This window comes from Streptomyces sp. NPDC087310 (assembly GCF_044744405.1).
GTDB lineage: Bacteria > Actinomycetota > Actinomycetes > Streptomycetales > Streptomycetaceae > Streptomyces.
On record NZ_JBIUYF010000004.1, the window covers coordinates 72,365 to 98,515 of the forward strand.

General features: G+C 70.1%; 19 protein-coding genes. 12 read left to right on the forward strand and 7 right to left on the reverse strand.

Translation table 11 applies throughout. From position 1 onward, the window contains the following. Positions 1-58: 58 nt before the first annotated feature. Together ACIO3P_RS15410 and ACIO3P_RS15415 are read left to right on the forward strand one after the other, a co-directional pair. Positions 59-5,080: a DNA repair ATPase gene (locus ACIO3P_RS15410; protein ID WP_401854961.1), complete on the forward strand. Its 5,022-nt coding sequence runs from the start codon at positions 59-61 to the stop codon at positions 5,078-5,080. A 652-nt stretch (positions 5,081-5,732) separates the two neighbouring features. Next, positions 5,733-8,096, forward strand: coding sequence for a M4 family metallopeptidase (locus ACIO3P_RS15415; protein WP_401854845.1), 2,364 nt, complete (start codon positions 5,733-5,735; stop codon positions 8,094-8,096). A 99-nt stretch (positions 8,097-8,195) separates the two neighbouring features. On the opposite strand, the gene ACIO3P_RS15420 is transcribed toward ACIO3P_RS15415, so the two are convergent. After that, positions 8,196-8,708: a lamin tail domain-containing protein gene (locus ACIO3P_RS15420; protein ID WP_401854843.1), complete on the reverse strand. Its 513-nt coding sequence runs from the start codon at positions 8,706-8,708 to the stop codon at positions 8,196-8,198. 326 nt (positions 8,709-9,034) lie between these two features. On the opposite strand from ACIO3P_RS15420, the gene ACIO3P_RS15425 reads away from it, so the two are divergent. Then, entirely contained in the window at positions 9,035-11,122 is a 2,088-nt protein-coding gene (locus ACIO3P_RS15425; RefSeq protein WP_401854840.1) for a M4 family metallopeptidase, read from the forward strand. Between the two features lie 152 nt (positions 11,123-11,274). Here the strand turns inward: ACIO3P_RS15425 and ACIO3P_RS15430 are convergent, their stop codons facing one another. From ACIO3P_RS15430 to ACIO3P_RS15440, 3 genes are all read right to left on the reverse strand, one after another. Then, positions 11,275-12,789 carry a DEAD/DEAH box helicase gene (locus ACIO3P_RS15430; RefSeq protein WP_401854837.1) on the reverse strand — a complete coding sequence of 505 codons (1,515 nt, stop codon included), beginning with the start codon at positions 12,787-12,789 and terminating at the stop codon, positions 11,275-11,277. 325 nt (positions 12,790-13,114) lie between these two features. Then, positions 13,115-13,318, reverse strand: coding sequence for a cold-shock protein (locus tag ACIO3P_RS15435; RefSeq protein ID WP_401854835.1), 204 nt, complete (start codon positions 13,316-13,318; stop codon positions 13,115-13,117). Between the two features lie 528 nt (positions 13,319-13,846). After that, complete coding sequence (locus tag ACIO3P_RS15440) at positions 13,847-14,185, reverse strand: MerR family transcriptional regulator (protein ID WP_329822503.1); 339 nt, start codon at positions 14,183-14,185, stop codon at positions 13,847-13,849. 1,038 nt (positions 14,186-15,223) lie between these two features. Here ACIO3P_RS15440 and ACIO3P_RS15445 point away from each other — a divergent pair. Together ACIO3P_RS15445 and ACIO3P_RS15450 are read left to right on the forward strand one after the other, a co-directional pair. Beyond that, positions 15,224-15,490, forward strand: coding sequence for a hypothetical protein (locus tag ACIO3P_RS15445; RefSeq protein WP_401854833.1), 267 nt, complete (start codon positions 15,224-15,226; stop codon positions 15,488-15,490). Continuing rightward, positions 15,487-15,993 (forward strand): NUDIX domain-containing protein, encoded by a 507-nt coding sequence (locus tag ACIO3P_RS15450; RefSeq protein WP_401854831.1) that lies wholly within the window; start codon positions 15,487-15,489, stop codon positions 15,991-15,993. Before ACIO3P_RS15445 ends, ACIO3P_RS15450 begins: the two co-directional genes overlap by 4 nt. 243 nt (positions 15,994-16,236) lie before the next feature. Here the strand turns inward: ACIO3P_RS15450 and ACIO3P_RS15455 are convergent, their stop codons facing one another. After that, positions 16,237-16,812, reverse strand: coding sequence for a hypothetical protein (locus tag ACIO3P_RS15455; RefSeq protein WP_329821820.1), 576 nt, complete (start codon positions 16,810-16,812; stop codon positions 16,237-16,239). Between the two features lie 116 nt (positions 16,813-16,928). Between ACIO3P_RS15455 and hemL the strand changes: the two genes are divergently transcribed. The 7 genes from hemL (at position 16,929) to ccsB (ending at position 25,097) form a co-directional block, all read left to right on the forward strand. Further along, on the forward strand, positions 16,929-18,272 hold the full coding sequence (gene hemL / locus ACIO3P_RS15460; protein WP_329821821.1) for a glutamate-1-semialdehyde 2,1-aminomutase: 1,344 nt from the start codon (positions 16,929-16,931) through the stop codon (positions 18,270-18,272). A gap of 104 nt (positions 18,273-18,376) precedes the next feature. Next, positions 18,377-19,024, forward strand: a complete 648-nt coding sequence (locus ACIO3P_RS15465) for a histidine phosphatase family protein (RefSeq protein WP_329821852.1) — start codon at positions 18,377-18,379, stop codon at positions 19,022-19,024. A 278-nt stretch (positions 19,025-19,302) separates the two neighbouring features. Further along, entirely contained in the window at positions 19,303-20,574 is a 1,272-nt protein-coding gene (locus ACIO3P_RS15470) for a hypothetical protein (protein ID WP_329821823.1), read from the forward strand. 187 nt (positions 20,575-20,761) lie between these two features. Beyond that, a complete protein-coding gene (locus ACIO3P_RS15475; protein ID WP_329821825.1) occupies positions 20,762-21,382 on the forward strand; it encodes a TlpA disulfide reductase family protein in 621 nt (206 codons plus the stop codon). A 4-nt stretch (positions 21,383-21,386) separates the two neighbouring features. Next, positions 21,387-22,184 (forward strand): cytochrome c biogenesis CcdA family protein, encoded by a 798-nt coding sequence (locus ACIO3P_RS15480; protein ID WP_401854829.1) that lies wholly within the window; start codon positions 21,387-21,389, stop codon positions 22,182-22,184. 34 nt (positions 22,185-22,218) lie between these two features. After that, positions 22,219-24,009 carry a cytochrome c biogenesis protein ResB gene (locus tag ACIO3P_RS15485; RefSeq protein ID WP_401854827.1) on the forward strand — a complete coding sequence of 597 codons (1,791 nt, stop codon included), beginning with the start codon at positions 22,219-22,221 and terminating at the stop codon, positions 24,007-24,009. Then, positions 24,006-25,097: a c-type cytochrome biogenesis protein CcsB gene (gene ccsB, locus ACIO3P_RS15490; protein ID WP_401854825.1), complete on the forward strand. Its 1,092-nt coding sequence runs from the start codon at positions 24,006-24,008 to the stop codon at positions 25,095-25,097. Before ACIO3P_RS15485 ends, ccsB begins: the two co-directional genes overlap by 4 nt. An 86-nt stretch (positions 25,098-25,183) precedes the next feature. On the opposite strand, the gene ACIO3P_RS15495 is transcribed toward ccsB, so the two are convergent. Both ACIO3P_RS15495 and ACIO3P_RS15500 read right to left on the reverse strand, forming a co-directional pair. Continuing rightward, positions 25,184-25,648 carry a nucleoside deaminase gene (locus tag ACIO3P_RS15495; protein ID WP_401854958.1) on the reverse strand — a complete coding sequence of 155 codons (465 nt, stop codon included), beginning with the start codon at positions 25,646-25,648 and terminating at the stop codon, positions 25,184-25,186. A 31-nt stretch (positions 25,649-25,679) separates the two neighbouring features. Continuing rightward, positions 25,680-26,096, reverse strand: a complete 417-nt coding sequence (locus tag ACIO3P_RS15500; RefSeq protein ID WP_401854955.1) for a PLD nuclease N-terminal domain-containing protein — start codon at positions 26,094-26,096, stop codon at positions 25,680-25,682. Positions 26,097-26,151: the final 55 nt, after the last annotated feature.

The following is a 26,151-nucleotide window of genomic DNA, read 5'->3' on the forward strand; positions in this document are numbered from 1 at the left end:
TCGTGACGCGGGTGTACGGAAGAAGCTTGAGGCGCGGGGAGAGTGAGAAGTGAGTCCGATGGAAACCGGTACGGGAGCGGCAGGCGCGCAGGATGCCGGTACGCATGCCATGGACGCCGGTACGTACGAGGTGCTGCGCGACCGGCTCGGCGCCCAGGCCAAGGAGCTGGCCCGCCGGGCCGAGGAGCTGAACTCCCGCCGCGTCGCGGCGTTCGGCTCCACGGAGCTGGCCCTCACCGGCACCGAGCACCTGCGCACCGAGCGGCCCGGCGTGCCCCGCGACCTCGTCGCCGTCGGCGGCGCGCTGCTCCTCGGCCACCACGGGCGGCCGGGCGGCGGCCCCGGGGCGGCGGTCGAGGTCGGGGACGTCCTCGCCCTGTACGACCGCGAGCTGAACCCGCTGCCGCCGGACGCCGTGCCCGGACTGCTCGACGACCCGCGCTTCGTAAGGGAGTTCGCGGAGCTGTACCGCTACTTCCGCGACGCCCGGCTGCGCCGGCTGCGGTGCGCCGGCGGCCGGCTGCTCGCCGTCTTCCAGACCGGCGAGAGCGCCGACGACATCCGCGTGCTGCGCTGGGCGCTCTCCGGTGAAGGCGCGGACACCGTGGTCGAGTTCCTCGACGCGCGCGGCGAGCGCGACCATGTCCCGCCGCCCGCCCACGACTTCACCTGGACGGCGACCAGCCGCGAGGACCAGATCCCCGGCGCGCACCCGTATGCCGCCGTCGACGGCGGCCGGTTGCACGTCTCGACCGTCGGCGGCGCCCTCACCGTCAGGGCCGGGGGCGACGACGCCGCCGACGAGGCGCTGTACACCGAGCCGGTCACCGAACCGCTCCAGTCGCTGGCCGACGCCGAGATCGAGTACGCGCGGGCCGGCGCCCTGATCCTGCTGCGCGTCCGCCCGTACAAGGAGGAGACGCGACGCCATCTCGTCGTCCACCCCGCCACCCGGACGGCTCTGCGGCTCGACGCGCTCGGGCAGGCGTGCCGGCGGCTCCCCGAGGACCAGGGGATCATCTTCCCCGGCGGACACGTCCTCGCCACAGGCGCCCACAGGACCTTCGAACTCGACACCGAGGGCATGGAGTTCGAGCGCGAGACGCGCTCCCCGAACGGCGAGGACGTGCTGTACGCGTTCCACGACCGCGCCCGGGGCCGGGGCCTGCTGCTCCCGTACAACCTGATCCGGGAGGAGGCCGCCGCCCCGCTGCCCTGCCGCGGCCACGCGCTCTTCGAGGACGGCACCCTCGTCACCCTGCGCTCCGCCCCGGCGACGGCGGGGGAGACGGAGGAGGCCGCGCGGGTCCATCCCGTCCAGGTCTGGCGCTCTCCGTTCGTCTCCGACACGTACGCCGCCGCGGCCCCCGCCGGGGAGGGGCCGCTCGCGCGCATCGGCAACGCCGATCTGGTGCGCGGCATCTCCGACTGCCTCTCGCTGGCCCGCTCCGCCGCCGACCCCGTGTCCACCTCGGCCGAGGTGTACGGGGCGCTGCGCGCCGCCTGTGTGCGCGCCACCGACGCCTACCACTGGCTGGGCGACCCGGACGTGGGCGATCTGCGCGAGCCGCTGGCCGGGGTACGGGACACCGCCGGGCAGGTGCTCGCCGAGTTCGAGACCGTGACGACGTTGACCCGGCAGGCGGCCGAGGCGCTCGCGGAGTCGGCCGCCGGGGCCGCCGCGCTGGTGCGCCGGGCGCGCGGCGAGGCCCCGCGCACCGCCGCCGGATGGGTGGAGCGGCTCACCGGACTCCGTGACGCCCACGGGCATGTGCTGACGCTCAAGGAGCGGCGGTACGCGGACACCGCGGCCGTGGACGCCCTCGCGGCCGAACTGGCCGGGGACGTCACGTCGTTCGCGCAGCGCGCGGTGGGCTTCCTGCGGGGCGCGGACGCCTTCGCCGGGTACCACGAGGAGATCGGGCGGCTGACGGCCGAGGGCGACGCACTCGCCACCGTCGCGGAGGCCGCGCCGCTCACCGCGCGCCTGGACGCGCTGGCCGCCGGGCTGCGGACGGTCACCGAGGTGGTGGCCGGTCTGGAGATCGGCGACGCCACGGTCCGTACGTCCATCCTGGAGCGGATCGCCGGGGTGCTGGGCGGCGTCAACACCGCCCGCGCCACGCTCGACGCGCGCCGCGGGGAACTGCTCGACCACGAGGGACGCGCCGAATTCGCCGCCGAGAGCGCCCTGTTGGGGCAGGCGGTCGCGGGCGCGATGGCCGTGGCCGACACCCCCGACGCCTGCGACGAGCAGATGGCGGCGCTGCTGCTGCGGCTGGAGAACCTGGAGGCGCGGTTCGCCGAGTCCGACGACTTCCTGGCGGAGCTGGCCGCCGGACGCACCGAGGTGTACGACGCCTTCGCCGCCCGCAAGCAGAGCCTCCAGGACGCGCGGGCCCGCCGGGCCGAGCGGCTGGGCGGCTCCGCGCACCGGGTGCTGGAGACCATCGCCCGCCGGGCCGCGACGCTGGGCTCCGCGGACGCGATCAGCACGTACTTCGCCTCCGACCCGATGGCCGCGAAGGTCCGCCGTACGGTGGCGGAGCTGCGCGAACTCGGCGACACCGTACGGGCGGAGGAGCTGGAGGGACGGCTCAAGGCGGGGCGCCAGGAGGCGGCGCGCGCCCTGCGCGACCGGGCCGACCTGTACGCGGACGGCGGCACCCTGATCCGCCTGGGGCGGCACCGCTTCGCGGTGAACACGCAGCCGCTGGAGCTGACGCTCGTACCGGACGGGCGACGGGGCGGTGCGACGGGCGTGGGGCTGGCCTTCGCCCTCACCGGGACCGACTACCGCGCCCCCGTCACCGACCCGGAGTTCGCTGCCACCCGCGCCTATTGGACGCAGACCCTGCCCTCGGAGTCGGCGGACGTCTACCGGGGCGAGTACCTGGCGGCGCGGCTGCTCGCGGAGCACGGCCCGGAGGGCCTGCCGGAGGCGGATCAGCTCCCGGCCTTCGTACGGAAGTCGGCCGAGTCCGCGTACGACGAGGGGTACGAGCGGGGCGTCCACGACCACGACGCCACGCTCATCCTCGGCGCGCTGCTGCGGCTGGGCGCCGGGGCCGGGCTGCTGCGCTTCCCGCCCGAGGCGCGCGCCGCCGCCCAGCTCTTCTGGGCGCACGGCACGACGGAGGAGGCGCGGGAGGCATGGACGCGGCGCGCGGTCTCGATGGCGCGGGCCCGCGCGACGTTCGGCCTCGCGCCCGCGATCGCGGCGCTCCGCACCGAACTGGCCGGGGTGATGGCCCCGTACGGCGGCGGCCCGCTCAGCGCGGCGTACCTCTTCGAGGAGCTGACCAGCGGCCCGAAGGGCTTTGTGACCAGCGCGGGCGCCCGGACGCTGCTCGCCGCGTTCCGCCGCGCGGTGGGCACGTCCGCGTACGACGACGATCTCGACGGTCTGGGCGAGGAGGACCTTGACACGCGGCGCCAGATTGTCGAGAACTGGCTGACGGCGTACGTGGAGTCGAGCGGTGTCCCCGCAGCTCAGAGGGGTGACCTCGAAGGCGACCTCCAAGGTGAACTCCAAGGCGTCCTCCAGAGCGGTGACCTCCAAGGCGATGACCTCCAGGGCGATCTCGCGGAGGCCGTGGCCGTGGAGCTCTGCCCCGGCCTGGGCCGCCACGACTCGGCCGCGCCGCTCAGCGAGACCGTCGAGGGTCTGCTCGGCAGCCACCCGAGGATCGAGCGCCGCCGTCTGACCGTACGGATCGACGAACTCCTCGCCCGTACGGCCGACTTCCGCGAGCGCGTGGCCCCCGGCTTCCGGGAGTACCAGCGCCGGCGCGGCGCGCTGGTCGCCGCCGAGCGGGCCCGGCTGCGGCTGGACGATCACCGGCCGCGCGTCATGTCGTCCTTCGTACGCAACCGGCTCATCGACGAGGTCTACCTGCCGCTCATCGGGGACAACCTCGCCCGGCAGATCGGCACGGCGGGCGAGACGAAGCGCACCGACTCGCACGGCCTGCTGCTGCTCGTCTCCCCGCCGGGCTACGGCAAGACGACGCTGATGGAGTACGTCGCGGACCGGCTCGGCCTGGTCCTGGTGAAGATCAACGGCCCGGCGCTGGGCCACGCCGTCACCTCGCTCGACCCGGAGCAGGCGCCGAACGCGACCGCGCGCCAGGAGGTCGAGAAGATCAACTTCGCGCTGGAGAGCGGCAACAACACCCTCCTCCACCTGGACGACATCCAGCACACCTCGCCCGAACTCCTCCAGCAGTTCATCCCGTTGTGCGACGCGCAGCGCCGGATGGAGGGCGTGTGGAACGGGGAGGCGCGGACGTACGACCTGCGCGGGAAGCGCTTCGCGGTGTGCATGGCGGGCAATCCGTACACCGAGTCCGGCCACCGCTTCCGGATCCCGGACATGCTCGCCAACCGGGCGGACGTCTGGAATCTGGGCGAGGTGCTGACGGGCAAGGAGGACGTCTTCGCGCTGAGCTTCGTGGAGAACGCCCTCACCGCCCACCCGGTGCTGGCCCCGCTCGCCGCCCGCGACCGTGCCGACCTGGACCTTTTCGTACGGCTGGCGGCCGGGGACCCGACGGCGCGGGCCGACCGGCTCGTCCATCCGTACGCACCGGCCGAGTCGGACCGTGTCGTCGCCGTCCTGCGCCATGTGCTGACGGCGCGGGAGACGGTCCTCGCCGTCAACGCGGCGTACATCGCCTCGGCGGCGCAGGCGGAGGCGTCCCGTACGGAGCCGCCGTTCCTGCTTCAGGGCTCGTACCGGAACATGAACAAGATCGTGGCCCGGCTGGACGCGGTGATGAACGACGCGGAGGTGGCGGCCGTCGTCGCCGATCACTACGCGGGCGAGGCCCAGACCCTGACGACGGGCGCGGAGGCGAACCTCCTCAAACTCGCGGAACTCCGGGGGACGTTGAGCCCCGGGCAGGCGGACCGGTGGGCGGCGGTCAAGGCGGCGTACGTACGGTCGGCGGCGCTCGGCTCCCCGGCGGACGACCCCCTGTCGCGGGCGGTCGCGGCGCTCGGGGTGCTCGCCGATCGGGTGGGCGCGGTGGAGTCCGCGATCACGCGGGAACGATCACACGGGGCGACGCCCTGTTGACGGAGCGTGCGAGAAGGTTGACGCTTGGCATCACGGTGTCATGTCGGATGAGCCGATCAGCGTACGGGGGAGTGCGGGGGCCGCGGGGGCACCGGGCCGGGGGAAGAGGGGGGATCGGGGGGCGGGGCGGGGCGGAGGCGACATCTCCGCCCCGCCCCGACATGTTGGGCCCCCGAACTTCTCGCAGAACCCCTGTTGAGAGCCCTGCCAGGGCGTCTGCCAGGGGTCGGAAGCGGCCAAAGCACCGGCGGGCGCGGTCTGTTGCGACCACGTAAAGGCCCATGTGATCGCTGGCATATGCGGTGCGTCGGGCCCCGAGGGGCCGACCTTCTTTCGGACAACCATTCGATGCGTTGCTGACAAGCGCGCCCGCCGCTGAAACGATTTGCGAAGCGCCCTTTACGCGCGGCACCTACCTGTACACAGCAATTTCTGACGGCATTTCCGGCATTCGGCACCCGCCGTACACCGTATGTGCCGCACTCCGCACGGGCCGCCGCCGCGCCCGTACGCACCCCGGCCGGGCACCGTCGCCCGGGCCGCACCCCCGCACGGGCGCCATCGCACCTCTCCTCGCCGGACGGCACATCGAGCCGCCCGGTCCCGTTCCAGCCGGCCGTCCCCGGACGCCCGGACAGAAGGAGCACCAGGAGTGAAGAACACCTCCCGTACCCCCTCCCGTACTGCTTTTGATACCGCTTCCCGTATCAACTCCCTCACCGCCAGGACCCGTACGGCGGCCACCGCCGCCCTCACGCTGGCGGCGTTGGTCGTCACCGCGCTCCCCGCGTCGGCGGCGCCCGCCTCGCCCGCCGCGTCACAAGAACGCTCCGGCGCGTCCGGCGCGATAGCCGCGGAGCCCAGACCCGGGGCCAGAAACGTGGCCCTCACCCCCGCGCAGCGCGCGGAGCTCCTCAAGTCGGCGACGAAGGCCAGCCCGGGCACCGCCCGCTCCCTCAAGCTGGGCGCCGAGGAGAAGCTCATCCCGAAGGACGTCGCCAAGGACGCCGACGGCACGGTCCACACCCGCTACGAGCGGACGTACGCCGGACTCCCGGTCCTGGGCGGCGACTTGGTCGTCCACGAGAAGCCCGGTAAGGCGGCGGCCCCCACCGTCACCCACGCGATGGACGCGCCGCTCTCCGTACCGACGACCCGGGCCGCCGTCCCCGCCGCCGAGGCGCGGAAGTCGTCCCTGAAGGCCGCCGCCGACGCGGGCACCGGGAAGGCGACCCCCGACGGCGCGCCGCGACAGGTGATCTGGGCGAAGGACGGGGCCTCCACGCTGGCGTGGGAGTCCGTCGTGAAGGGCGTACGGGAGGACGGCGGCCCCACCGAACTCCATGTCGTCACCGACGCGAAGAGCGGCAAGAAGCTCCAGGAGTTCGACCGGATCCAGGCGGGCATCGGGCACGGCCAGTTCAGCGGCGAGGTCGAGATCGGCAGCGTACGCAACGGGGACCTCTACGAGCTGACCGACTCCCGGCGCGGCAACCACAAGACGTACGACCTGAACGGCGCCACCTCCGGCGACGGCACCCTCGTCACCAGCCCCGAGGACGTGTGGGGCGACACGACCGTGACCAACCGGCAGACGGCGGCCGTGGACGCGGCCTACGGCGCGCAGGTCACCTACGACTTCTACCACGACCAGTTCGGCCGCGACGGCATCGCGGGCGACGGCGTCGGCGCCTCCTCCCGCGTCCACTTCGGCAACCAAGTGGTCAACGCCTACTGGGACGACGACTGCTTCTGCATGCTGTACGGCGACGGCGCGGGCAACGCCAACCCGCTGACCGCACTCGACGTCGCCGCCCACGAGATGACGCACGGGGTCACCTCCGCCACCGCGGACCTGTACTACAACAACGGTGAGTCCGGCGGACTGAACGAGGGCAGCAGCGACATCATGGCCGCCGCCGTGGAGTTCTTCGCCGACAACCCCCTCGACGTACCCGACTACGAGGTCGGCGAACGCATCGACATCAACGGCGACGGCACCCCGCTGCGTTACATGGATCAGCCCTCCAAGGACGGCATCTCCCAGGACTACTGGAGCCCCCGCACCGAGGGCCTCGACCCGCACTTCTCCTCCGGTGTGGCGAACCACTTCTTCTACCTCCTCGCGGAGGGCAGCGGAAAGAAGACGGTCAACGGGCAGGACTACGACAGCCCCACCTACGACGACCTGCCCGTCCCTGGCCTGGGCCTGCACAACGCCTTCACCGTCTGGTACCGGGCGCTGACCCTCTACATGACGAGCACGACGGACTTCGCGGGCGCCCGCGCCGCCACCCTCCAGGCCGCCGAGGACCTGTACGGCCGCTCCAGCGAGGCGTACGAGGCGGTCGGCAACACCTGGGCGGCCGTCAACGTCGGCAACCGGTTCGTCAACCACATCGCCCTGACCCCGCCGACCGCCCAGAAGGCGGCCGTGGGCCAGCCGGCCACGCTCACCGTCGACGCGGCGACGAGCCGTCCGGGCGGACTCACGTACAGCGCCACCGGCCTGCCCGCCGGCCTGACGATCGACTCCGGTACGGGCGTGGTCTCCGGCAGCCCGACCGAGGCGGGCGACTTCACGCCCGAGATCACCGTCAGCACGACGGACGGCGGCGGCGCGACGGCGACCTTCCCGTGGACGGTGATCGCCTCCGGGGGCGACTTCTTCGTCAACCCGGGCCGGGTCGACATCCCGGACGGCGGCGGCCCGGCCGCCGAGTCCCCGCTCGTCGTCACGGGCCGCGAGGGCAACGCTCCCGCCGACCTCAAGGTGACGGTCGACATCATCCACACCTGGCGCGGCGACCTGGAGATCGACCTGGTCGGCTCGGACGGCACGGTCCACCGCCTGAAGAACAGCGCGAGCTCCGACTCGGCCGACAACGTGCACGCGACGTACACGGTGGACGCGTCGGCGATCGAAGCGAACGGTACGTGGAAGCTGCGGGTGCGGGACGTCTACCAGGCGGACACGGGCTACATCGACAGTTGGGCCCTGAACTTCACAAGCTGACGTAGCTCCAGGACGTCCGCGTTCATCCCGAGGTCCCCGCTCGCCCGCAGCAACGGACGGGCGGGGACGAGACCCGGAAGGGTCAGCACATCTGAAGGGTCAGCACATCTTGTAGTCGACCTTGGTCGAGTTGTACGAGCAGGTGTCCGCCTTGGTGCCGTTCGCCTTCTTCAGCGTCGCGGTGTCCTTGTCGTTGTTCCACACGTAGGCCGCGCGGTTCTGGTACCGGTTGGCGGCCGTGTCCTTCCCCTTACCGGTACGTACGGTCACCGTCTTCCCCTTGCCGAGGCTGTACGTACCGAAGACGTACCTGTGGTTCGACGCGTCGACGAGGGTCCAGCCCTTCAGGGAGACCGCCTTCGACGTCGTGTTCCTGATCTGCACGTACTCGGCGTTCAGGGACGCGTTGGAACGCTTGTCCGTGCCCGGCGAGTCGTAATAGATCTTGTACAGATGCACGGAGCCGGCCGCGGCAAGTACGTGTGTCCGTGCCTGTGCCTTTACCTGTGCCTTCACCTGTGTCTGTACCTGTGCCTGTGCCTGTGTCGGCAGCAGGACGACCCCGGCGGCGACCGCCAGAGCGGCGGCGGTGAGCGTGCGGGTGCGGCGCATGAGCAATCCCCATTGATCTCAGGCCGGGCACCCCCCAATGGCAGCCCGGCAGACGCACAGACTATGTCCGCCCTGGCGTTATGGTGTGTTTTTCAGGAAATCAGAGACACGCCGTGCGTAGGGCCCCACAGAGGAGCTGACGCACCGCAATGACACGTAAGCCACGCACAGCAAAAGCAACAGCAGCGGCACTCACACTGACCGTTCTGACCACTCTGACCGCACTGACCGCCACCACACCCCCCGCGACCGCGTCCCCGTCCCCATCCACGAAGTCCCCAGCCCCGCCCCGTATATCGGCGACCCCCAACCCCGGCGCGAGACCGGTGCCGTTGACTCCCGAACAGCGCGCGGACCTCCTCAAGTCGGCGACGAGGACAAGCCCGGACACGGCCCGCACCCTCAAACTGGGCGCCGAGGAGAAGCTGATCCCGAAGGACGTCGCCAAGGACGCGGATGGCACGGTCCACACCCGCTACGAGCGGACGTACGCCGGACTCCCGGTCCTGGGCGGCGACTTGGTCGTCCACGAGAAGCCCGGTAAGGCGGCGGCGGCCACCGTCACCCAGGCGCTGGACGCGCCGCTCTCCGTACCGACGACCACGGCGAAGCTGACCCCCGAGACACCGCCCGACGGCACACGGCGCAAGGTGATCTGGGCAGGGGAGGGTGGCGCGCCCACGCTCGCCTGGGAATCCGTCGAGAAGGGCGAACGGAAGGACGGCACCCCCAGCGAACTCCACGTCATCACGGACGCGGCGGACGGACGGAAGCTCCAGGAGTTCGACCGTATCCACCCCGGCGTGGGCGAGGGCCAGTACAACGGCCGGGTCGACATCGGCTCCGTACGCAACGGGGACCTGTACGAACTGACCGACGCGGGGCGCGGCAGCCACCGTACGTACGACATCTCGGCCGGCGGATCCGGCGTACTGCTCACCGACGCCGACGACCTCTGGGGCGACGGCACCCCCGCCCACCGCCAGACGGCGGCCGTGGACGCGGCGTACGGGGCGCAGCAGACCTGGGACTTCTTCCAGGAGCGGTTCGGCAGGGCGGGCATCAGGGGCGACGGCGTCGGCGCGCGCTCCCGCGTCCACTACGGGAACGGGTACGCCAACGCCTTCTGGAACGACTCCTGCTTCTGCATGACGTACGGCGACGGCATCGGCAACGCCCGGCCGGTCACCTCACTCGACATCGCCGCCCACGAGATGACCCACGGCCTGACCTACGCCACCGCGAACCTGACGTACTCCGGTGAGTCCGGTGGTCTGAACGAGGCGACGAGCGACATCATGGGCGCGGCCGTGGAGTTCTTCACGGACAACCCGAACGACGTACCCGACTACCTGATGGGAGAACTGGCCGACCTGCGCGGTACGGGCAAGCCCCTGCGCTACATGGATCAGCCCTCCAAGGACGCCTCGGACAGGGGAACTTCACAGGACCACTGGACGTCCGGCACCCGCAAGCTCGACCCGCACCTCAGCTCCGGCATCGGCAACCACTTCTTCTACCTGCTCGCCGAGGGCAGCGGGCAGAAGACCATCAACGGCATCGCGTACGACAGCCCCACCTACGACAACACCCCGGTCGCCCCCCTGGGCCTGCCGCTCGCGACCAGCGTCTGGTACCGGGCGCTGACCCTCTACATGACCAGCTCCACCGACTACGCGGGCGCCCGCACCGCCACGCTCCGGGCCGCGGAAGACCTCTTCGGCCGCGACAGCGCGGGATACGAGGCGGTCGGCAACGCCTGGGCCGCCGTCAACGTCGGCCCCCGCTACGTCAACCACATCGCCGCGGCGGCCCCGTCCACCCGCGACGCGGCCACCGGCCAGCCCACCACCCGCCGCATCGAGGCCACCACCTCCCGCCCGGGCGCCCTCACCTACACGGCCACGGGCCTCCCGCCGGGCCTCACCATCGACCCCACCACGGGCCTGATCTCCGGCACCCCCACCACCGCGGGCGCCTACACCCCGACGATCACAATCACCACCACGACCCAGGACACCCTGACCCTCCCCTTCCCCTGGACCGTCCTCGCCTCAGGCGGCAACCACTTCGTCAACCCGGCCCGCTACGACATCCCCAACTGGGCCACCATCGAGGCCCCGCTCACCATCACAGGCCACGAGGGCAACGCCCCCACCGACCTGAAGATCACGGTCGACCTGATCCACGACTTCATCGGCGGCCAGATCCTCCACCTGGTGAACGAGGACGGCACGGCGATCCTGGTCAAGGACTTCATCTGGGACACGGGCACGGAACTCCACACCACGTACACGGTCGACGCCTCATCCCTCCCGGCCAACGGCACCTGGAAACTCCGCGTCACGGACAACACGCCGGGCATCTTCACGGTCGACCCGGGCTACTTGGACCGCTGGAGCATGACGTTCTGACCTTCGGACCTTCGGACCTTCTGACGTCCTGATGTCGCTGACGTGCGCGCGGTGTTGGGTGAGGCGAGACGGAACTCCTCGCCCGACACCGCGAGAATCCGGGGCAGTGCTCTTTCTTCCCCACCGCGGTCACCTGTCAAGACGGACGAACCTCAGGCCGCCGCGTCAAAGGAGGACTGCCGCACGGTCACGCGCCGGGCAGCCGAAGCGGGGCTGCGTCGGCCGCGCGAGGGCGCGCCGCGCTTACGCCGCTCGGCCGCCGGCGCGGTGATCGTCACGGGGATACCGGAGGGGGCCCGGGCGCCGGTGATCCGGCTGAGTGCCTCCTCGCCGGAGCGGACCTGGGTGGTCCGGGGCACGATGCCGGCGGCCGACATGAGGCGGGTCATGTCGCGGCGCTGGCTGGGGGTGACCAGGGTGACGACGCTGCCGGACTCGCCTGCCCGCGCGGTACGGCCGCCGCGGTGGAGGTAGTCCTTGTGGTCGGTCGGCGGGTCGACGTTGACGACGAGATCGAGGTTGTCGACGTGGATGCCGCGCGCCGCGACGTTCGTCGCGACGAGCACGGTGACGTGCCCGGTCCTGAACTGGGCCAGGGTCCGGGTGCGCTGAGGCTGCGACTTCCCGCCATGCAGGGCTGCGGCCCGGACACCGCTGTTCAGCAGGTCCTGCGTCAGCCGGTCGACGGCGTGCTTGGTGTCCAGGAACATGATCACGCGGCCCTCACGCGCTGCGATCTCCGTCGTCGTCCGGTGCTTGTCGGCGCCGTGGACGTGCAGAACGTGGTGCTCCATCGTGGTGACCGCACCTGCGGACGGGTCGACGGAGTGGACGACCGGGTCGGTGAGGTAGCGGCGGACCAGAAGATCGACGTTGCGGTCGAGGGTGGCGGAGAACAGCATCCGCTGGCCCTCGGGGCGGACCTGGTCCAGCAGGGCGGTGACCTGAGGCATGAAGCCCATGTCCGCCATCTGATCGGCCTCGTCCAGGACGGTGATCGCGACCTGGTCCAGCCGGCAGTCACCGCGGTCGATGAGGTCCTTGAGGCGGCCCGGCGTCGCGACGACGACCTCGGAGCCACCGCGCAGCGCACTGGCCTGCCTGCCGATCGGCATTCCGCCGACGACAGTGGTCAGGCGCAGCTTCACCGAGCGGGCGTAGGGGGTGAGTGCGTCGGTCACCTGCTGCGCCAGCTCACGCGTCGGCACGAGGATCAGAGCCAGCGGCTGGCGGGGCTCGGCGCGCTGTCCGGCGGTGCGGGCCAGCAGGGCCAGGCCGAAGGCGAGGGTCTTCCCGGAGCCGGTGCGCCCGCGCCCGAGGACGTCGCGGCCCGCGAGGGTGTTGGGCAGGGTCGCGCCCTGGATCGGGAACGGGACGCTCACACCGTGCGCGGTGAGCGCGCTCAGCAGCGGTTCGGGCATGTCGAGGTCGGCGAACGCCTCGACGGCGGGCAGCGCCGGAGTGATCGTCTTCGGCAGGGCGAACTCGCCCTGTACCGCTGCCGGCCGCCGGCCGTAGCCGTCCGAGCGGCGTGCGCCCCCGGAACGGCTCGGGGCGGGCGAGCTGAAGCGGCTGCCCCGGCCCGAACCGGCACCGGAGCCGAAAGCGGGGCCGCCGGTACGGCTGCGGGTGCGGGAGGAGCGGTCGTTCGTACGTGTGGGGTTCATTCAGAACCTTCCTTGATACGGCACGTATCAAGGAATTCTCGCAGCGGAAGAGCAGCGCGGAGAATCACAAGAACGGGCCGAATGGAATGCGAAAGTGAATCCGGCCTGCAGTGAATTCGGAGTGCGGTGCGGGCCTGGAAATAGGTGACGTCATGCGGATGAGAGATCCAGGACGCCGACGGGTGTGGCTTCGAAGAGGCCCGCATCCCTGGAGGAGGACTGCGGGCGGTGGGTGTCCCACAGGCGAAACGTCTGCGGGAAACGCCCGTGGCTGGGTCCCGCACCCCGAGGGATGCGGGACCCAGCCACGAAGTGCGCCGCAGCGTCAGCCGGGAATGATGTTCTCGGCCGTCGGGCCCTTCTGGCCCGCCGCGATGTCGAAGGTGACCTTCTGGCCTTCGGTCAACTCGCGGAAGCCCTGGGCGGCGATGTTCGAGAAGTGGGCGAACACGTCCTCGCCTCCACCGTCCTGCTCGATGAAGCCGAAACCCTTGGCTGCGTTGAACCACTTCACGGTGCCGGATGCCATGTCATATCTCCTTTGGGGCAGTACGCCGGGACCCGCGATGCGCGGATACCGGGTCGCCGTGATGATGCCCCGCCCGGAAAATCACCGGAAATACAAGAACGCTTCCAGCGGCAGAGAAAAACCGAAGACGCGGAGGAATTTTGGGAACCAAGACTGCAACTGAAGGTGACAGTAGCATGTGGTAGCGGCCTGGGTGCGTTAAATAATTCCACTCCGTTCGTTGCGGTAAAAACACTCCTCGCATGACCCCTTAAACCCTTACTTGGCGGCCATAGATATCGATCCACCTGTAGTGCAGCATTTCAGGAGGAGCGCTCGCTTTTCACGGCTCGGGGCGACCGCCCAGGTTCTCGGCCGCGCGGCAACGTGGAACGCCCACGCCGAAGACGTGGGCGAAGGGGGGACTTCCGAACCGGGAAGGCTGACGCGGACGCTCCTCGTCCGCGCGCCCTGTCACCGGAAGAACGAGCCATGCGCCCCCGACATGGGTGTGCGCGACCCGCCGGTACCCGGCGGGCGCGCACCACCTCAGACCGCGGGCGGTGGATTCACCGATTCGGCGGCGCGGCGGTATTCGGCGTTGATCCGCTGGGCTTCTTCGAGCTGGTCTTCGAGGATGACGATGCGGCAGGCGGCCTCGATCGGGGTGCCCTGGTCGACGAGTTCCCGGGCGCGGGCCGCGATGCGGAGCTGGTAGCGGGAGTAGCGGCGGTGGCCACCCTCGGAGCGGAGCGGGGTGATCAGGCGGGCTTCGCCGATGGCGCGGAGGAAGCCCTGGGTGGTGCCGAGCATGTCGGCGGCCCGGCCCATGGTGTAGGCGGGGTAGTCGTCGTCGTCGAGACGGTCGTACGAGTCGTCTGCTGTCATTTGCACCTCTCTGCGGAACGCGTCGAGGGGCCCTGGTGCCATATGGCACCAGGGCCCCGAAGGAACTGCTACACCATCCGCCGGCTCAGATACTGCGCCGGCCTTCTGTTTCCGCGGACCCGACCGGGTTGCTGTCGGGTGTGCGGGGATCGCGGTTGCTTGACCGGAGACCACCTCGCTATCGATGTCCTGCGGTACCCGGGCTCAAGGCTTCCGCCCGGGCGATCCTGATGGCGCCTGGCTCCTCCGTTCTTCCCTCTGGGGTCACTGCTGGTGATACGAACTGCTCAGTGGCCTGCCGCAGCGCCACTCTTCGGCAGCCAGCCCCGTCGCCCGTCCTGCGTCTGCCCTGGCTTGGAACCCCACTGCCGAACTTCCCGGTGCGCGCGTCCGCAGCCGACGCCTTCACCAAGGTGTTGCACACTGACTTCACTGCTGGGTACTGCGAACTGCACCTTCGGGTACTGCCACTGCGGTACCGCTCATGGCGGCCCCTCATCACCACGGGCCACCCGGTCCGGTCGTCAGTCCCGTCGCCGTCCTGCAACAAACCTGGCTTCGGTACTCCACCACCGCACCGTCCTGCGACTGCGAGTACTGCTGCCCGGCAGTTCATCTCTGCCAGGCCCTGCTCGATCTCGGCTACGAGAGAAACCATAACCACACCACCACTGAATGTCTACCCTGGCCGACATAGATTTCCCTGCTCCAGGTGGAGAGATAGTCGGCCTCGACCGCTGAAGGGGCATACGGCGGCCCCCACCTAGGCCAGGGAAGCCCGCTCCGACCAGCACGCCCGGCCCAGTCTCGTCACAGAACGCCACAGGCCGGGGCGGAAGAGCCGAGCAGACAGAACGGGCACGGACGATTCAGGGACCAGGGTGACCTGATGGGCACCATGAGGGGCAACGTCGCAACTGCTCGCTCCGCAACCGCCGTTGCCGAGGCGCACGCGAGCACCGAGGATCTACATCTACTCGAAAGTCTTGTGAGGACGCAGTACGGCTCCGGGAGGAGGGCCGGGCTCGTTCTCTGGCCTTGAGCCGCATCACCCTGGCCGGCATCCATGTGCTCCGGTCAGACCTCGACGCCGCCGTGGACGTCGGTCACGATCTGCTCAGCACAAGCCCCACCCTGGGATGGATCCGTGTCGCGCACCAACTCGACGGCCTCCGCAGACTTCTGGAACCTCACACGGGGTACCGGCCGGTACGGGAGTACCTGACACGGTTCGATGACGCGCGGCGCGCGAGAATGCTGCTGCTCGCCGACATCATGACGCCCAGGGGAGGGATCCCTGCATGAGGCCCACACCCGCCGACCCCGACGCCTGGAACGCGTACCTCGCCGAGGGCAACGCCAAGCAGGCCCGTAAGCGTGTCGCGGCGGATGTGCTCCTACGCGATCCGTCTGGACGCGTGCTGCTCGTGAACCCGACCTACAAGCCGGGCTGGGACCTGCCGGGCGGCATGGCCGAGGCGAACGAGCCCCCGGATCAGGCGGTCAGGCGGGAACTGCGGGAGGAACTGGGCAGGGACATCCACGTACGCGGACTGCTGGTCGTGGACTGGGTCGCACCGCACGGCCCGTGGGACGACCAGATCGCGTTCATCTTCGACGGCGGAACCCTCGACGCCGCCGAGGAACTGCGCCCGCACGACGAGGAACTGTCCGAAGCCCGCTTCGTGACCCTGAACAAGGCACGGGAACTGCTGCGTACGCGAATGCGGTACCGGCTGGATGCCGCAGTACGGGCATTGGACGGGGGACAACCCGTGTATCTGCATGACGGTGCGGCGGCCTGGTGAAGCGCGATATGGGCTGAAGGTGATGGCTTGTTCGTCCAAGGGAGACCCGCGCCCGTAAGCCGATCGACGTCGCCCTCACAAAAGCCGAGTCGGAGGATGGCCGAGACGCCCAGGGCGCATCGGTGTCCCGGAGAGAGCTGATGTGCCCTCAATGTGCCCTGGCCGCCCGGCGGCTCCGCCCCCGCCGCAAGAACCAGGGCGGAGCCCCGAAAGCGCCCCGCCCCAACGCCGCGAGACCCTGCGTCAGGGCCACACCAGGCAGTACGGCTGATGCCCCGCCTCGTGGAGCCGGTGTGAGAAGTCCTGCCATTCGTGGAGCAGTTGGTAGACGTTGTACGCGTCCTTCGGGCCGCCCCGGTCCGGGACCGTCGACCAGATGAAGGCCGCCGCGCCCACCGATTCCTCGCCGATGCCGCGGAGTGGGTCCACCACCGTCATCGGGAGCTTCACGACCGCGTAGTCCGGGTGCAGGACGACGAGTTCGAGCGGGGGGACCTTGTGCAGGGGCATGCCCTGTATGCCCGTCAGGACCATCGCCGCTATCGTCTCGGGCTTGATCTTCGTGAACATGCCGCCCATGCCCAGCTCGTCGCCGCCCAGTTCCTCCGGGCGCATGGAGATGGGGACGCGTGCTGCCGTGGCTCCGTCGGGCGCGCCGAAGTATTTGTAGGTCACCCCCACCCGGCCACCACTCCTGATTTCCGGAGCCTCCTCGCGCGCGTCGCGCTCGTGGCGCTCGCCGCGTCGGTGTTTCCCTCGCCGGGCAGGCTCGGGACCCAGGTCGTCTGTACCCTCGCCCAGTCCGCCACCGCGATGCATATCTCCACCCGACCACTCGCAGCCCCGGCCGCGCAACCCGATCATCGTGACAGTGACCTCCCCCACGAACGTCCGGTGAAACACCTGTCCGCAGATACGTCCGAGCCTCTGACACCATGGATTGCGTGAGCTTCCCCTATGACGCCCCAGTTTCGCAGACACTCTTTGACCGTGCGGCCCTCGTGACGCCCGGAGGCGTGAACTCTCCTGTCCGTGCCTTCGGCGCGGTGGGGGGTACGCCCCGGTTCATGGTGTCCGGTAACGGTCCATACCTCATCGATGCGGACGGTCGTGAATATGTCGACCTCGTATGTTCCTGGGGGCCGATGATCCTCGGCCATTCCCACCCGGAGGTGATCGCGGCCGTGCAGGCGGCGGTCGCGCGGGGTACCTCGTTCGGTACTCCCGGTGAGGGTGAGGTCGCGCTGGCCGAGGAGATCGTGGCCCGGGTCGCGCCCGTCGAGCAGGTGCGGCTCGTGTCCTCCGGTACGGAGGCGACCATGTCGGCCATCCGGCTCGCCCGCGGTTTCACCGGGCGGGCGAAGGTCGTGAAGTTCGCCGGCTGCTACCACGGGCACGTCGACGCGCTCCTCGCCGCGGCCGGCTCCGGGGTCGCGACGTTCGGGCTGCCGGACACGCCCGGGGTGACCGGCGCGCAGGCCGGGGACACGATCGTCCTGCCGTACAACGACCTCGACGCCGTGCGCCGGGCCTTCGCCGCGCACCCGGGTGAGATCGCCTGCGTGATCACCGAGGCGTCGCCGGGCAACATGGGCGTCGTACCGCCGCGGGACGGGTTCAACGCCGGGCTCAAGGAGATCTGCGCCGCCGACGGCGCCCTGTACATCTCCGACGAGGTGATGACCGGCTTCCGTACGTCCAAGGCCGGTTGGTACGGAGTCGACGGCGTCACGCCCGACCTGATGACCTTCGGGAAGGTCATGGGCGGCGGCTTCCCCGCCGCCGCGTTCGGCGGTCGCGCCGATGTCATGGGGCGGCTCGCCCCCGCCGGGCCGGTCTACCAGGCCGGCACGCTCTCCGGGAACCCGGTCGCCACCGCCGCCGGCCTCGCGCAGCTCCGGCTGCTCGACGACGCCGCGTACGAGAAGGTCGACGCGGTCTCCGCCCAGATCCAGGGGCTCGTGACGGAGGCGCTGACCAAGGAGGGCGTCGCCCACCGGGTGCAGACGGCGAGCAACATGTTCTCCGTCTTCTTCACGGCCGACGAGGTACGTGACTACGAGGGGGCCAAGCGGCAGCAGTCCTTCCGCTTCACCCCGTTCTTCCACTCGATGCTTGCCGACGGCGTCTACCTGCCGCCGTCGTCCTTCGAGTCCTGGTTCGTCTCCACCGCCCACGACGAGCGGGCCGTCGAGCGGATCGCCGCCGCGCTGCCCGCCGCCGCGCGCGCCGCCGCCGAAGCCACGGACCCCGACACCCGGCCGGAGAGTGCCGCATGAGCCAGAGTTCAGGGAAGAGCGGGAACAGCGGGAAGAACGGGAACAGCGGGAAGAGCGGGAGGAGCGGCGCGGTGAGCGGTGAGGAGATCACTGTCGTCCATCTGATGCGGCACGGGGAGGTGCACAACCCGGACGGTGTCCTGTACGGGAGACGCCCCGGCTACCACCTCTCCGAGCTGGGGCGCCGGATGGCCGACCGGGTCGCCGAGCATCTCGCGGAGCGCGACATCACCCATGTCGTCTCCTCCCCGCTGGAGCGCGCGCAGGAGACCGCCGCCCCGCTCGCCAAGACGCACGGGCTGACCCTCGACACCGACGGCCGGCTGATCGAGGCCGCGAACGTCTTCGAGGGCAAGACCTTCGGTGTCGGCGACGGCGCGCTGCGCCGACCGGGCAACTGGAAGTACCTCACCAACCCCTTCCAGCCGTCCTGGGGCGAGCCGTACATCGACCAGGTCGTACGGATGATGGGCGCGCTGACCTCCGCGCGGGACGCGGCCCGCGGTCACGAGGCCGTCTGTGTCAGCCATCAGTTGCCGATCTGGATCGTGCGGAGCTTCGTCGAGCGGCGCAGGCTCTGGCACGACCCGCGGCGCCGGCAGTGCACCCTCGCCTCCCTGACGAGCTTCACCTATCAGGGCGACAAGATCGTCTCGGTCGGCTACTCCGAGCCGGCCCGCGATCTCGTACCGGCGCATCTGCTCGCCGGTGCCCGGCCGGTGAAGGGCGGGGCCAAGGCGTTCGGGGCCTGAAGGCCCAGCCGGGCATCCTCGCCGACATCCTCGCCGGGCCGGCGTCCTCTCCGGGATCCGGGCCCCCGGGCCGGCGGCACCTCACCGTCCTGGCTGGATTTCGTCGGCTCGGGTCGGTCTCAGCGGCTGAGATCGGGTTTGTCACAGTCGCTGTTACGTACGAAAAAGTGGGACAAGTTTAGGAACCTCCGCGTTCGGTAGCAGCTCATACGGGTTGCCGCTCGTAAGGATTTACGAGCGGCGCACATACGAGCGAACGAGCGCGGATGGGATCTGTAATGCGCCACATGAGTCGGAGGAGTCTGCTGGGAGCCGGAATGGGAGCCGCCGCCGCGATGGGTATCGCGGGTTGCTCCACCGGCCACGCGTCGCAGGGCAGCGGTGCGGACAAGGCCAGTGGCGGAAACTCGAACGGGCGTCCCGCGTCCAAGGACGTCAGGCTCATCGGGGACGGTTCCACCTCCGACACCGGGAAGCAGCCCCACCAGCCGGGCGCGCCCGTGCCGCTGGAGCCCGGTCAGACCCCGCCGCAGTTCGTGGTCTTCTCCTGGGACGGCGCGGGCGAGGTCGGCAACGGCCTCTTCCCGCGCTTCCTCGAACTCGCCAAGGACCACGGCGCGGCGATGACCTTCTTCCTCTCCGGCCTCTACCTGCTGCCGGAGTCGAAGAAGACCCTCTACCGCCCGCCGAACAACCCCGTCGGCGCCTCCGACATCGGGTACCTCACCGACGACCACATCAAGGACACCCTCAAGAACGTCCGCCAGGCGTGGCTGGACGGCCATGAGATAGGCACCCACTTCAACGGGCACTTCTGCGGCGGCACCGGCACCGTCGGGAACTGGACCCCGGAGCAGTGGCGCAACGAGATCGACCAGGCCGTCTCCTTCGTCACCCAGTGGCGTACGAACACCGGCTGGACCGATCTCGACCCGCTGCCCTTCGACTACCACAAGGAGCTGGTCGGCGGCCGTACGCCGTGTCTGCTCGGCCAGGAGAACCTGCTGCCGACGGCCCGCAAGCTGGGCTGGCGGTACGACGCCAGCTCGCCCGGCGGTACCCAGGTCTGGCCGGACAAGCTCGGGGGAGTATGGAATTTCCCGCTGCAGGCCGTGCCGTTCCCCGGGCATTCCTTCGAAGTCCTCTCCATGGACTACAACATGCTCGCCAACCAGTCGAAGAACTCGACCAACGGAATGACCTCCCGCTATCCGGAATGGCGCAGGCAGGCGGCCGAGGCGTATCTCGCCGGATTCAACCGCGCGTACGAGACGAATCGCGCGCCGTTCTTCATCGGGAACCACTTCGAGCAGTGGAACGGCGGCATCTACATGGATGCCGTGGAAGAGGCCCTGAAGGGCATGGCGGGCAAGAAGGACGTACGCCTGGTGTCGTTCCGGCAGTTCACCGACTGGCTCGATGTCCAGGACCCGGCGGTGCTCGACCAGTTCCGTACGCTCGGCGTCGGACAGGTACCGGCCGGCGGCTGGAACGCGTTGACGAAGACCGCCGGGGCCGGCGCTTCCGACAGCGCGTCCACGCGTCGCTGAGCGCCGGGGACGACGCCCGAGGCGACACCGGAGACGACGTCGGAGGTAACCGGGGACGACATCCGGAGGCGACCAGGAAACAAGGCGTCCGGCGTGCCCCGGCCGCCGTGGAAATCTTTACTTCGGGCTTTACGGGCATGCAGGGGGGTGCCCAAGATCCTCGAATCGACCATGCGAAACTTTTCACATGAACTCAGGCCGCGCCCCACGACGCCGTTCGGACCGTCGGCTCCGCGCCGCCCTGCCCCTCGTCGCCGTCGCGTCGGCGATGACGCTCACGGCCTGCGGCAGCGGCGGCAAGTCCGGCGGCGGCGGTGACACCAACTTCGTGACGAACACCGGCGGCATCTCCACCGTCGCGTCGGCGGACCGCCAGTCGGTCAACAAGATCGCGGGCGAGACCCTCGAAGGCAAGCAGCTCGACGTGGCCGACCTCAAGGGCAAGGTCGTCGTGCTGAACGTCTGGGGGTCCTGGTGCCCGCCCTGCCGCGCCGAGGCCCCGCACTTCGCGAAGGTCTCCAAGGAGACCGAGTCGAAGGGCGTGGCCTTCGTCGGGATCAACACCCGGGACGCCAACAAGGGCCCCGCGGTCGCCTTCGAGAAGGACTACGGCATCGCCTACCCGAGCCTGTACGACCCGACGGGCAAGCTCATCGTCAGCGGCTTCCCCAAGGGCAGCCTGAACCCGCAGTCCATCCCCTCCACGATCGTGCTCGACCGGGAAGGGAAGATCGCGGCGCGCTCCCTGATGGCGCTGAACGAGGAGAAACTGCGGAAGATGATCGACCCGCTGATCGCGGAGAAGTGATCCCGTGCAGTTTCTCCAGGCCGACACCCTCGCCCAGGCCCAGTTCCTCGCCGAGGCGACCGGCAGGAACGAGACCGTCTTCAGCGGGGCGCTGCTGATCGCCCTGCCGATCGCGCTGCTGGCCGGGCTGGTCTCTTTCTTCTCCCCGTGCGTACTGCCGCTCGTGCCCGGCTACCTCTCGTACGTCACCGGCGTCAGCGGCACCGATCTGGCGGACGCCCGGCGCGGCCGGATGCTCGCCGGGGCCTCCCTCTTCGTCCTCGGCTTCACCGCCGTCTTCGTCTCGGGCGGGGCGCTCTTCGGCTACTTCGGCGGAACGCTCCAGGAGTACCGCGGGACCCTCTCCAAGGTGCTCGGCGTGCTCATGATCGCCATGGGCGTGTTCTTCATGGGGCTGATGCCCTGGCTCACCCAGCGGGAGTTCCGCTTCCACCGGCGTCCGATGACCGGCCTCGCGAGCGCCCCCGTGCTGGGCGCGCTCTTCGGGATCGGCTGGACGCCGTGCCTCGGTCCGACGTTCTCCTCCGTCAACGCGCTGGCGTTCGAACAGGCGAGCGCCGGCCGCGGGGCCATACTGACCGTCGCGTACTGCCTGGGTCTGGGCGTGCCGTTCGTGCTCGGTGCGGTGGCCTTCCGCAAGGCGCTCGGCGCCTTCGCCTGGATCAAGCGCCACTACACCTGGGTGATGCGGATCGGCGGCGTCATGATGATCGCGACCGGTCTGCTGCTGCTGACCGGTGCGTGGGACGGCATCGTGCAGGCGACGCAGACCTGGTCCAACGGCTTCACGGTGGGGATCTAGTTCCATGAGCAAGGCGTCCACGAGCGGGAAATCCATGAGCGACACCGAGACCGACCCCGAGATCGACACCGACACCGAGACCAGTACCGGTGACGACAAAGGCACCAGTACCGGCACCAGTACCGACCAGGACAGCGCCGCCTCCGCCGACGCCCGCGAACTCGGCGCCGCCGGCTCCCAGCTCTCCACCGCCCCCCGCGAGGAGCGCTACGACGCCACGATCGGCGGCCCCACCCTCGGGATCATCGGCTGGGCCCGCTGGTTCTGGCGCCAGCTCACCTCGATGCGCGTCGCGCTCATCCTGCTCTTCCTGCTCTCCCTCGGTGCCATCCCCGGCTCCCTGATCCCGCAGACCAGCGTCGACGAGCTGAAGGTCCAGGACTTCAAGGACCGCCACGAGACGCTCGCGCCGATCTACGACAACCTCCAGCTCTTCCACGTCTACAGCTCGGTGTGGTTCTCCGCGATCTACATCCTGCTGTTCATCTCGCTCATCGGCTGCATCGTCCCGCGCACCTGGCAGTTCGTCGGCCAGTTGCGGGGCCGTCCGCCGGGTGCGCCCAAGCGGCTCTCCCGGCTGCCCGCGTACACCACGTGGCGTACCACCGCCGAGCCCGAGGACGTCCGTACCGCCGCGTTCGCGATCCTGAAGAAGCGCCGCTTCCGGGCCGATGTCGCCGGGGACGCCGTCGCCGCCGAGAAGGGGTACCTCCGCGAAACGGGCAACCTGGTCTTCCACATCGCGCTGATCGTGATGCTCCTCGCCTTCGCCGCCGGGCAGCTCTACAAGTCCGAGGGCGGCAAGCTCGTCGTCGAGGGCGACGGCTTCGCCAACACCCTCACCCAGTACGACGACTTCAGGTCCGGCTCGCTCTTCGACACGAACGACCTCGCGCCCTTCAGCTTCCGGCTCGACAGGTTCACCGGTACGTACGAGCGCAGCGGACCCCAGGTCGGCACGCCCCGTACGTACCAGGCGAACATCCGCTACACCGACGGCGCGGACGGTGCGGAGCGCAAGTCGGTCATCAAGGTCAACGAGCCTCTGGTGGTCGACGGCTCGAAGGTCTATCTGATCGGTCACGGGTACGCGCCCGTCGTCACCGTCAGGGACGGCCGCGGCGAGGTCGTCTTCAACGGCGCGGTCCCGCTGCTGCCCATCGACAGCAACGCGTCGTCCACCGGCGCCATCAAGGTCATGGACGGCTACCGGGACAAGAACGGCAAGAAGGAGCAGCTCGGCTTCGCCGCCTTCTTCGTGCCCACCTACGGCGGCGGCGAGGGCGGCGCCAACAAGATGTTCTCGCGGTTCCCCGCGCTCGACTTCCCCGTCCTCAACGTGGGCGCGTACCACGGCAGCCTCGGTGTGGACGCCGGTGTGCCGCAGAACGTGTACCAGCTCGACACCCGCAAGATGAAGGCGTTCAAGAACGCCAAGGGGGACGTGCTGAAGAAGACCCTGCTGCCGGGCGACAAGCTCTCCCTGCCGGACGGCGCGGGTTCGATCACCTTCGAGAAGGACGTCAAGGAGTGGGCGACGTTCCAGATCTCGCACCAGCCCGGCGACGGCTGGGCGCTCGCCGGAGCGATCGCGGCCATCGCCGGACTGGCCGGATCGCTCTTCATCCAGCGGCGCCGGGTATGGGTCCGGGCCGTACGGGGCGCCGACGGCGTCACCGTGGTCGAGATGGCGGGCCTCGGCCGCAGCGAGTCCGCCAAGCTCCCCGAGGAACTGGCCGACCTGGCCAGCACCCTCCATTCAGAGGCGCCCAGCGCGCCTGCACCCGCACGTGAGACTGCCGAAGTCGAAGGGGCTGAGAAGTGACTCTCGCCGCCGCAGCAACCAACGAAAGCCTGGCCTCCACCAGCAACGTCCTGATCTATTCGGCCATGGCCGTCTACCTGCTGGCCTTCTTCGCCCATATCGCCGAGTGGCTGTTCGGCAGCCGCAGCAAGGTCGCCCGTACGGCCGCCGCGCTGACGGGCGACGCCCGGGGCGGTACGGCCGCCTCCGTACAGGTCACGGCGCAGCAGCAGGGCGGCTCGACCGCCGTCCTGGAGCGGCCGAAGATCATCACCCGCTCCGCGTCCGGGGTCCGCGACATCCCGGACGGCCCCGGCGCGGCGGCCGGCGACGAACAGGGCGACCTGTACGGCCGGATCGCCGTCTCCCTCACCGTCCTCGCCTGGGCGATCGAGGCGGCGGGGGTGGTCACCCGCGCGCTGTCCGTGCAGCGGGCGCCGTGGGGCAACATGTACGAGTTCAACATCACCTTCTCCACGGTCGTCGTCGGGGTTTATCTCTGCTTCCTCCTGCTGAAGAAGAACGTCCGCTGGCTCGGCCTGCCGCTCATCACCACGGTCCTGCTCGACCTCGGCCTCGCGGTCACGGTCCTCTACACCGCCAGCGACCAGCTCGTACCGGCCCTGCACTCGTACTGGCTGTGGATCCACGTCTCCACCGCGATCTTCTGCGGCGCGGTCTTCTACGTCGGCGGGGTCTCCACGCTGCTCTACCTCTTCCGGGAGCGGTACGAGTCCAAGCTGGCCGCCGGGATCACCCCGGGCGCCTTCGCCACCTCCGTCATGGAGCGGCTGCCCGCCTCGGCGACGCTCGACAAGTTCGCGTACCGCGTGAACGCCGCCGTCTTCCCGCTCTGGACGTTCACGATCATCGCGGGCGCGATCTGGGCGGGCGACGCGTGGGGCCGCTACTGGGGCTGGGACCCCAAGGAGGTCTGGTCCTTCATCACCTGGGTCGCCTTCGCCGCCTACCTGCACGCGCGCGCCACGGCGGGCTGGAAGGGCCGCAAGGCCGCCTATCTGGCGCTGATCGCCTTCGGCTGCTGGCTGTTCAACTACTACGGCGTCAACATCTTCGTCTCCGGCAAGCACTCGTACGCGGGCGTCTGACCCGAGCGAGAAGCGAAGAGGCGCCCCGCGCGGATCACTTCCGCGCGGGGCGCCTCTTCGTCCGTCCGCCGACAAGGGGGCGCTGCTCAGCCCCCGCCGACGTCCTCGCCGATGTCCTCGTGCCACAGCTCCGGGCTCCGCCCGATGAACTCCCGCATCAGCGCCACGCACTCCGCCGCGTCGAGCAGCACGATCTCCACGCCGTGCTCCGCGAGCCAGTCATGGCCGCCGTGAAAGGTCTCCGCCTCGCCGATCACCACCCGCGAGATCCCGAACTGCCGCACCAGCCCGCTGCAGTACCAGCACGGCGAGAGCGTCGTCACCATCGTCGTGCCCCGGTACGAGCGCTGCCGCCCGGCGGCGCGGAAGGCGGCCGTCTCGGCGTGCAGGGACGGATCACCGTCCTGTACGCGCCGGTTGTGGCCCCGGCCCAGCAGCGCCCCGTCCGCGCCGTACAGCGCCGCGCCGATCGGGACGCCGCCCTCGGCCAGTCCGGCCCGCGCCTCCTCGACGGCGGTCGCGAGCCACACCCGCGCCCGCGCCTCGCCGATCCCGTCCACAGCCGTCAGGGCTCTCAGGCCGTCAGGGCTTCGGCGGGGTGTCGTCCGCGCTGCCGCCGCCCCGTTCGCGCCGCTCGATCTCCTCCTCGCGGCGGCGCAGGTCCGCCTCCCACTGTTCGAGGTGGGCGGAGTCGTCCTCCTTGGCGGCCTCGGCGGCCTTGTCCTTGGAGTGGGAGGCGTCGTCCTTACGGTCCTTGAGGGACTTCAGGAAGTCCGGGTTGTCGTCCGGGGCCACCCAGCCGCCGCCCCGCACCGTCGCCGTACGCTCCCGTCCCACGATCAGCCAGGCCACCGAGCCGACCAGCGGGAAGAGCAGCACCAGAATCGCCCAGATGGGCTTCGGGAGGTACTTGACCTCCTTCTCCTCGGTGGTGATGCAGTCGATGAACGCGTAGATGCTGAGGCCCAGCGGCACCAGAATCATCAGCACCCGAAGCATGGCGCTCCCCCTGGTCGTGGAGTTCGAGACCGGATCGCGGCCCCCGTGACAGGTC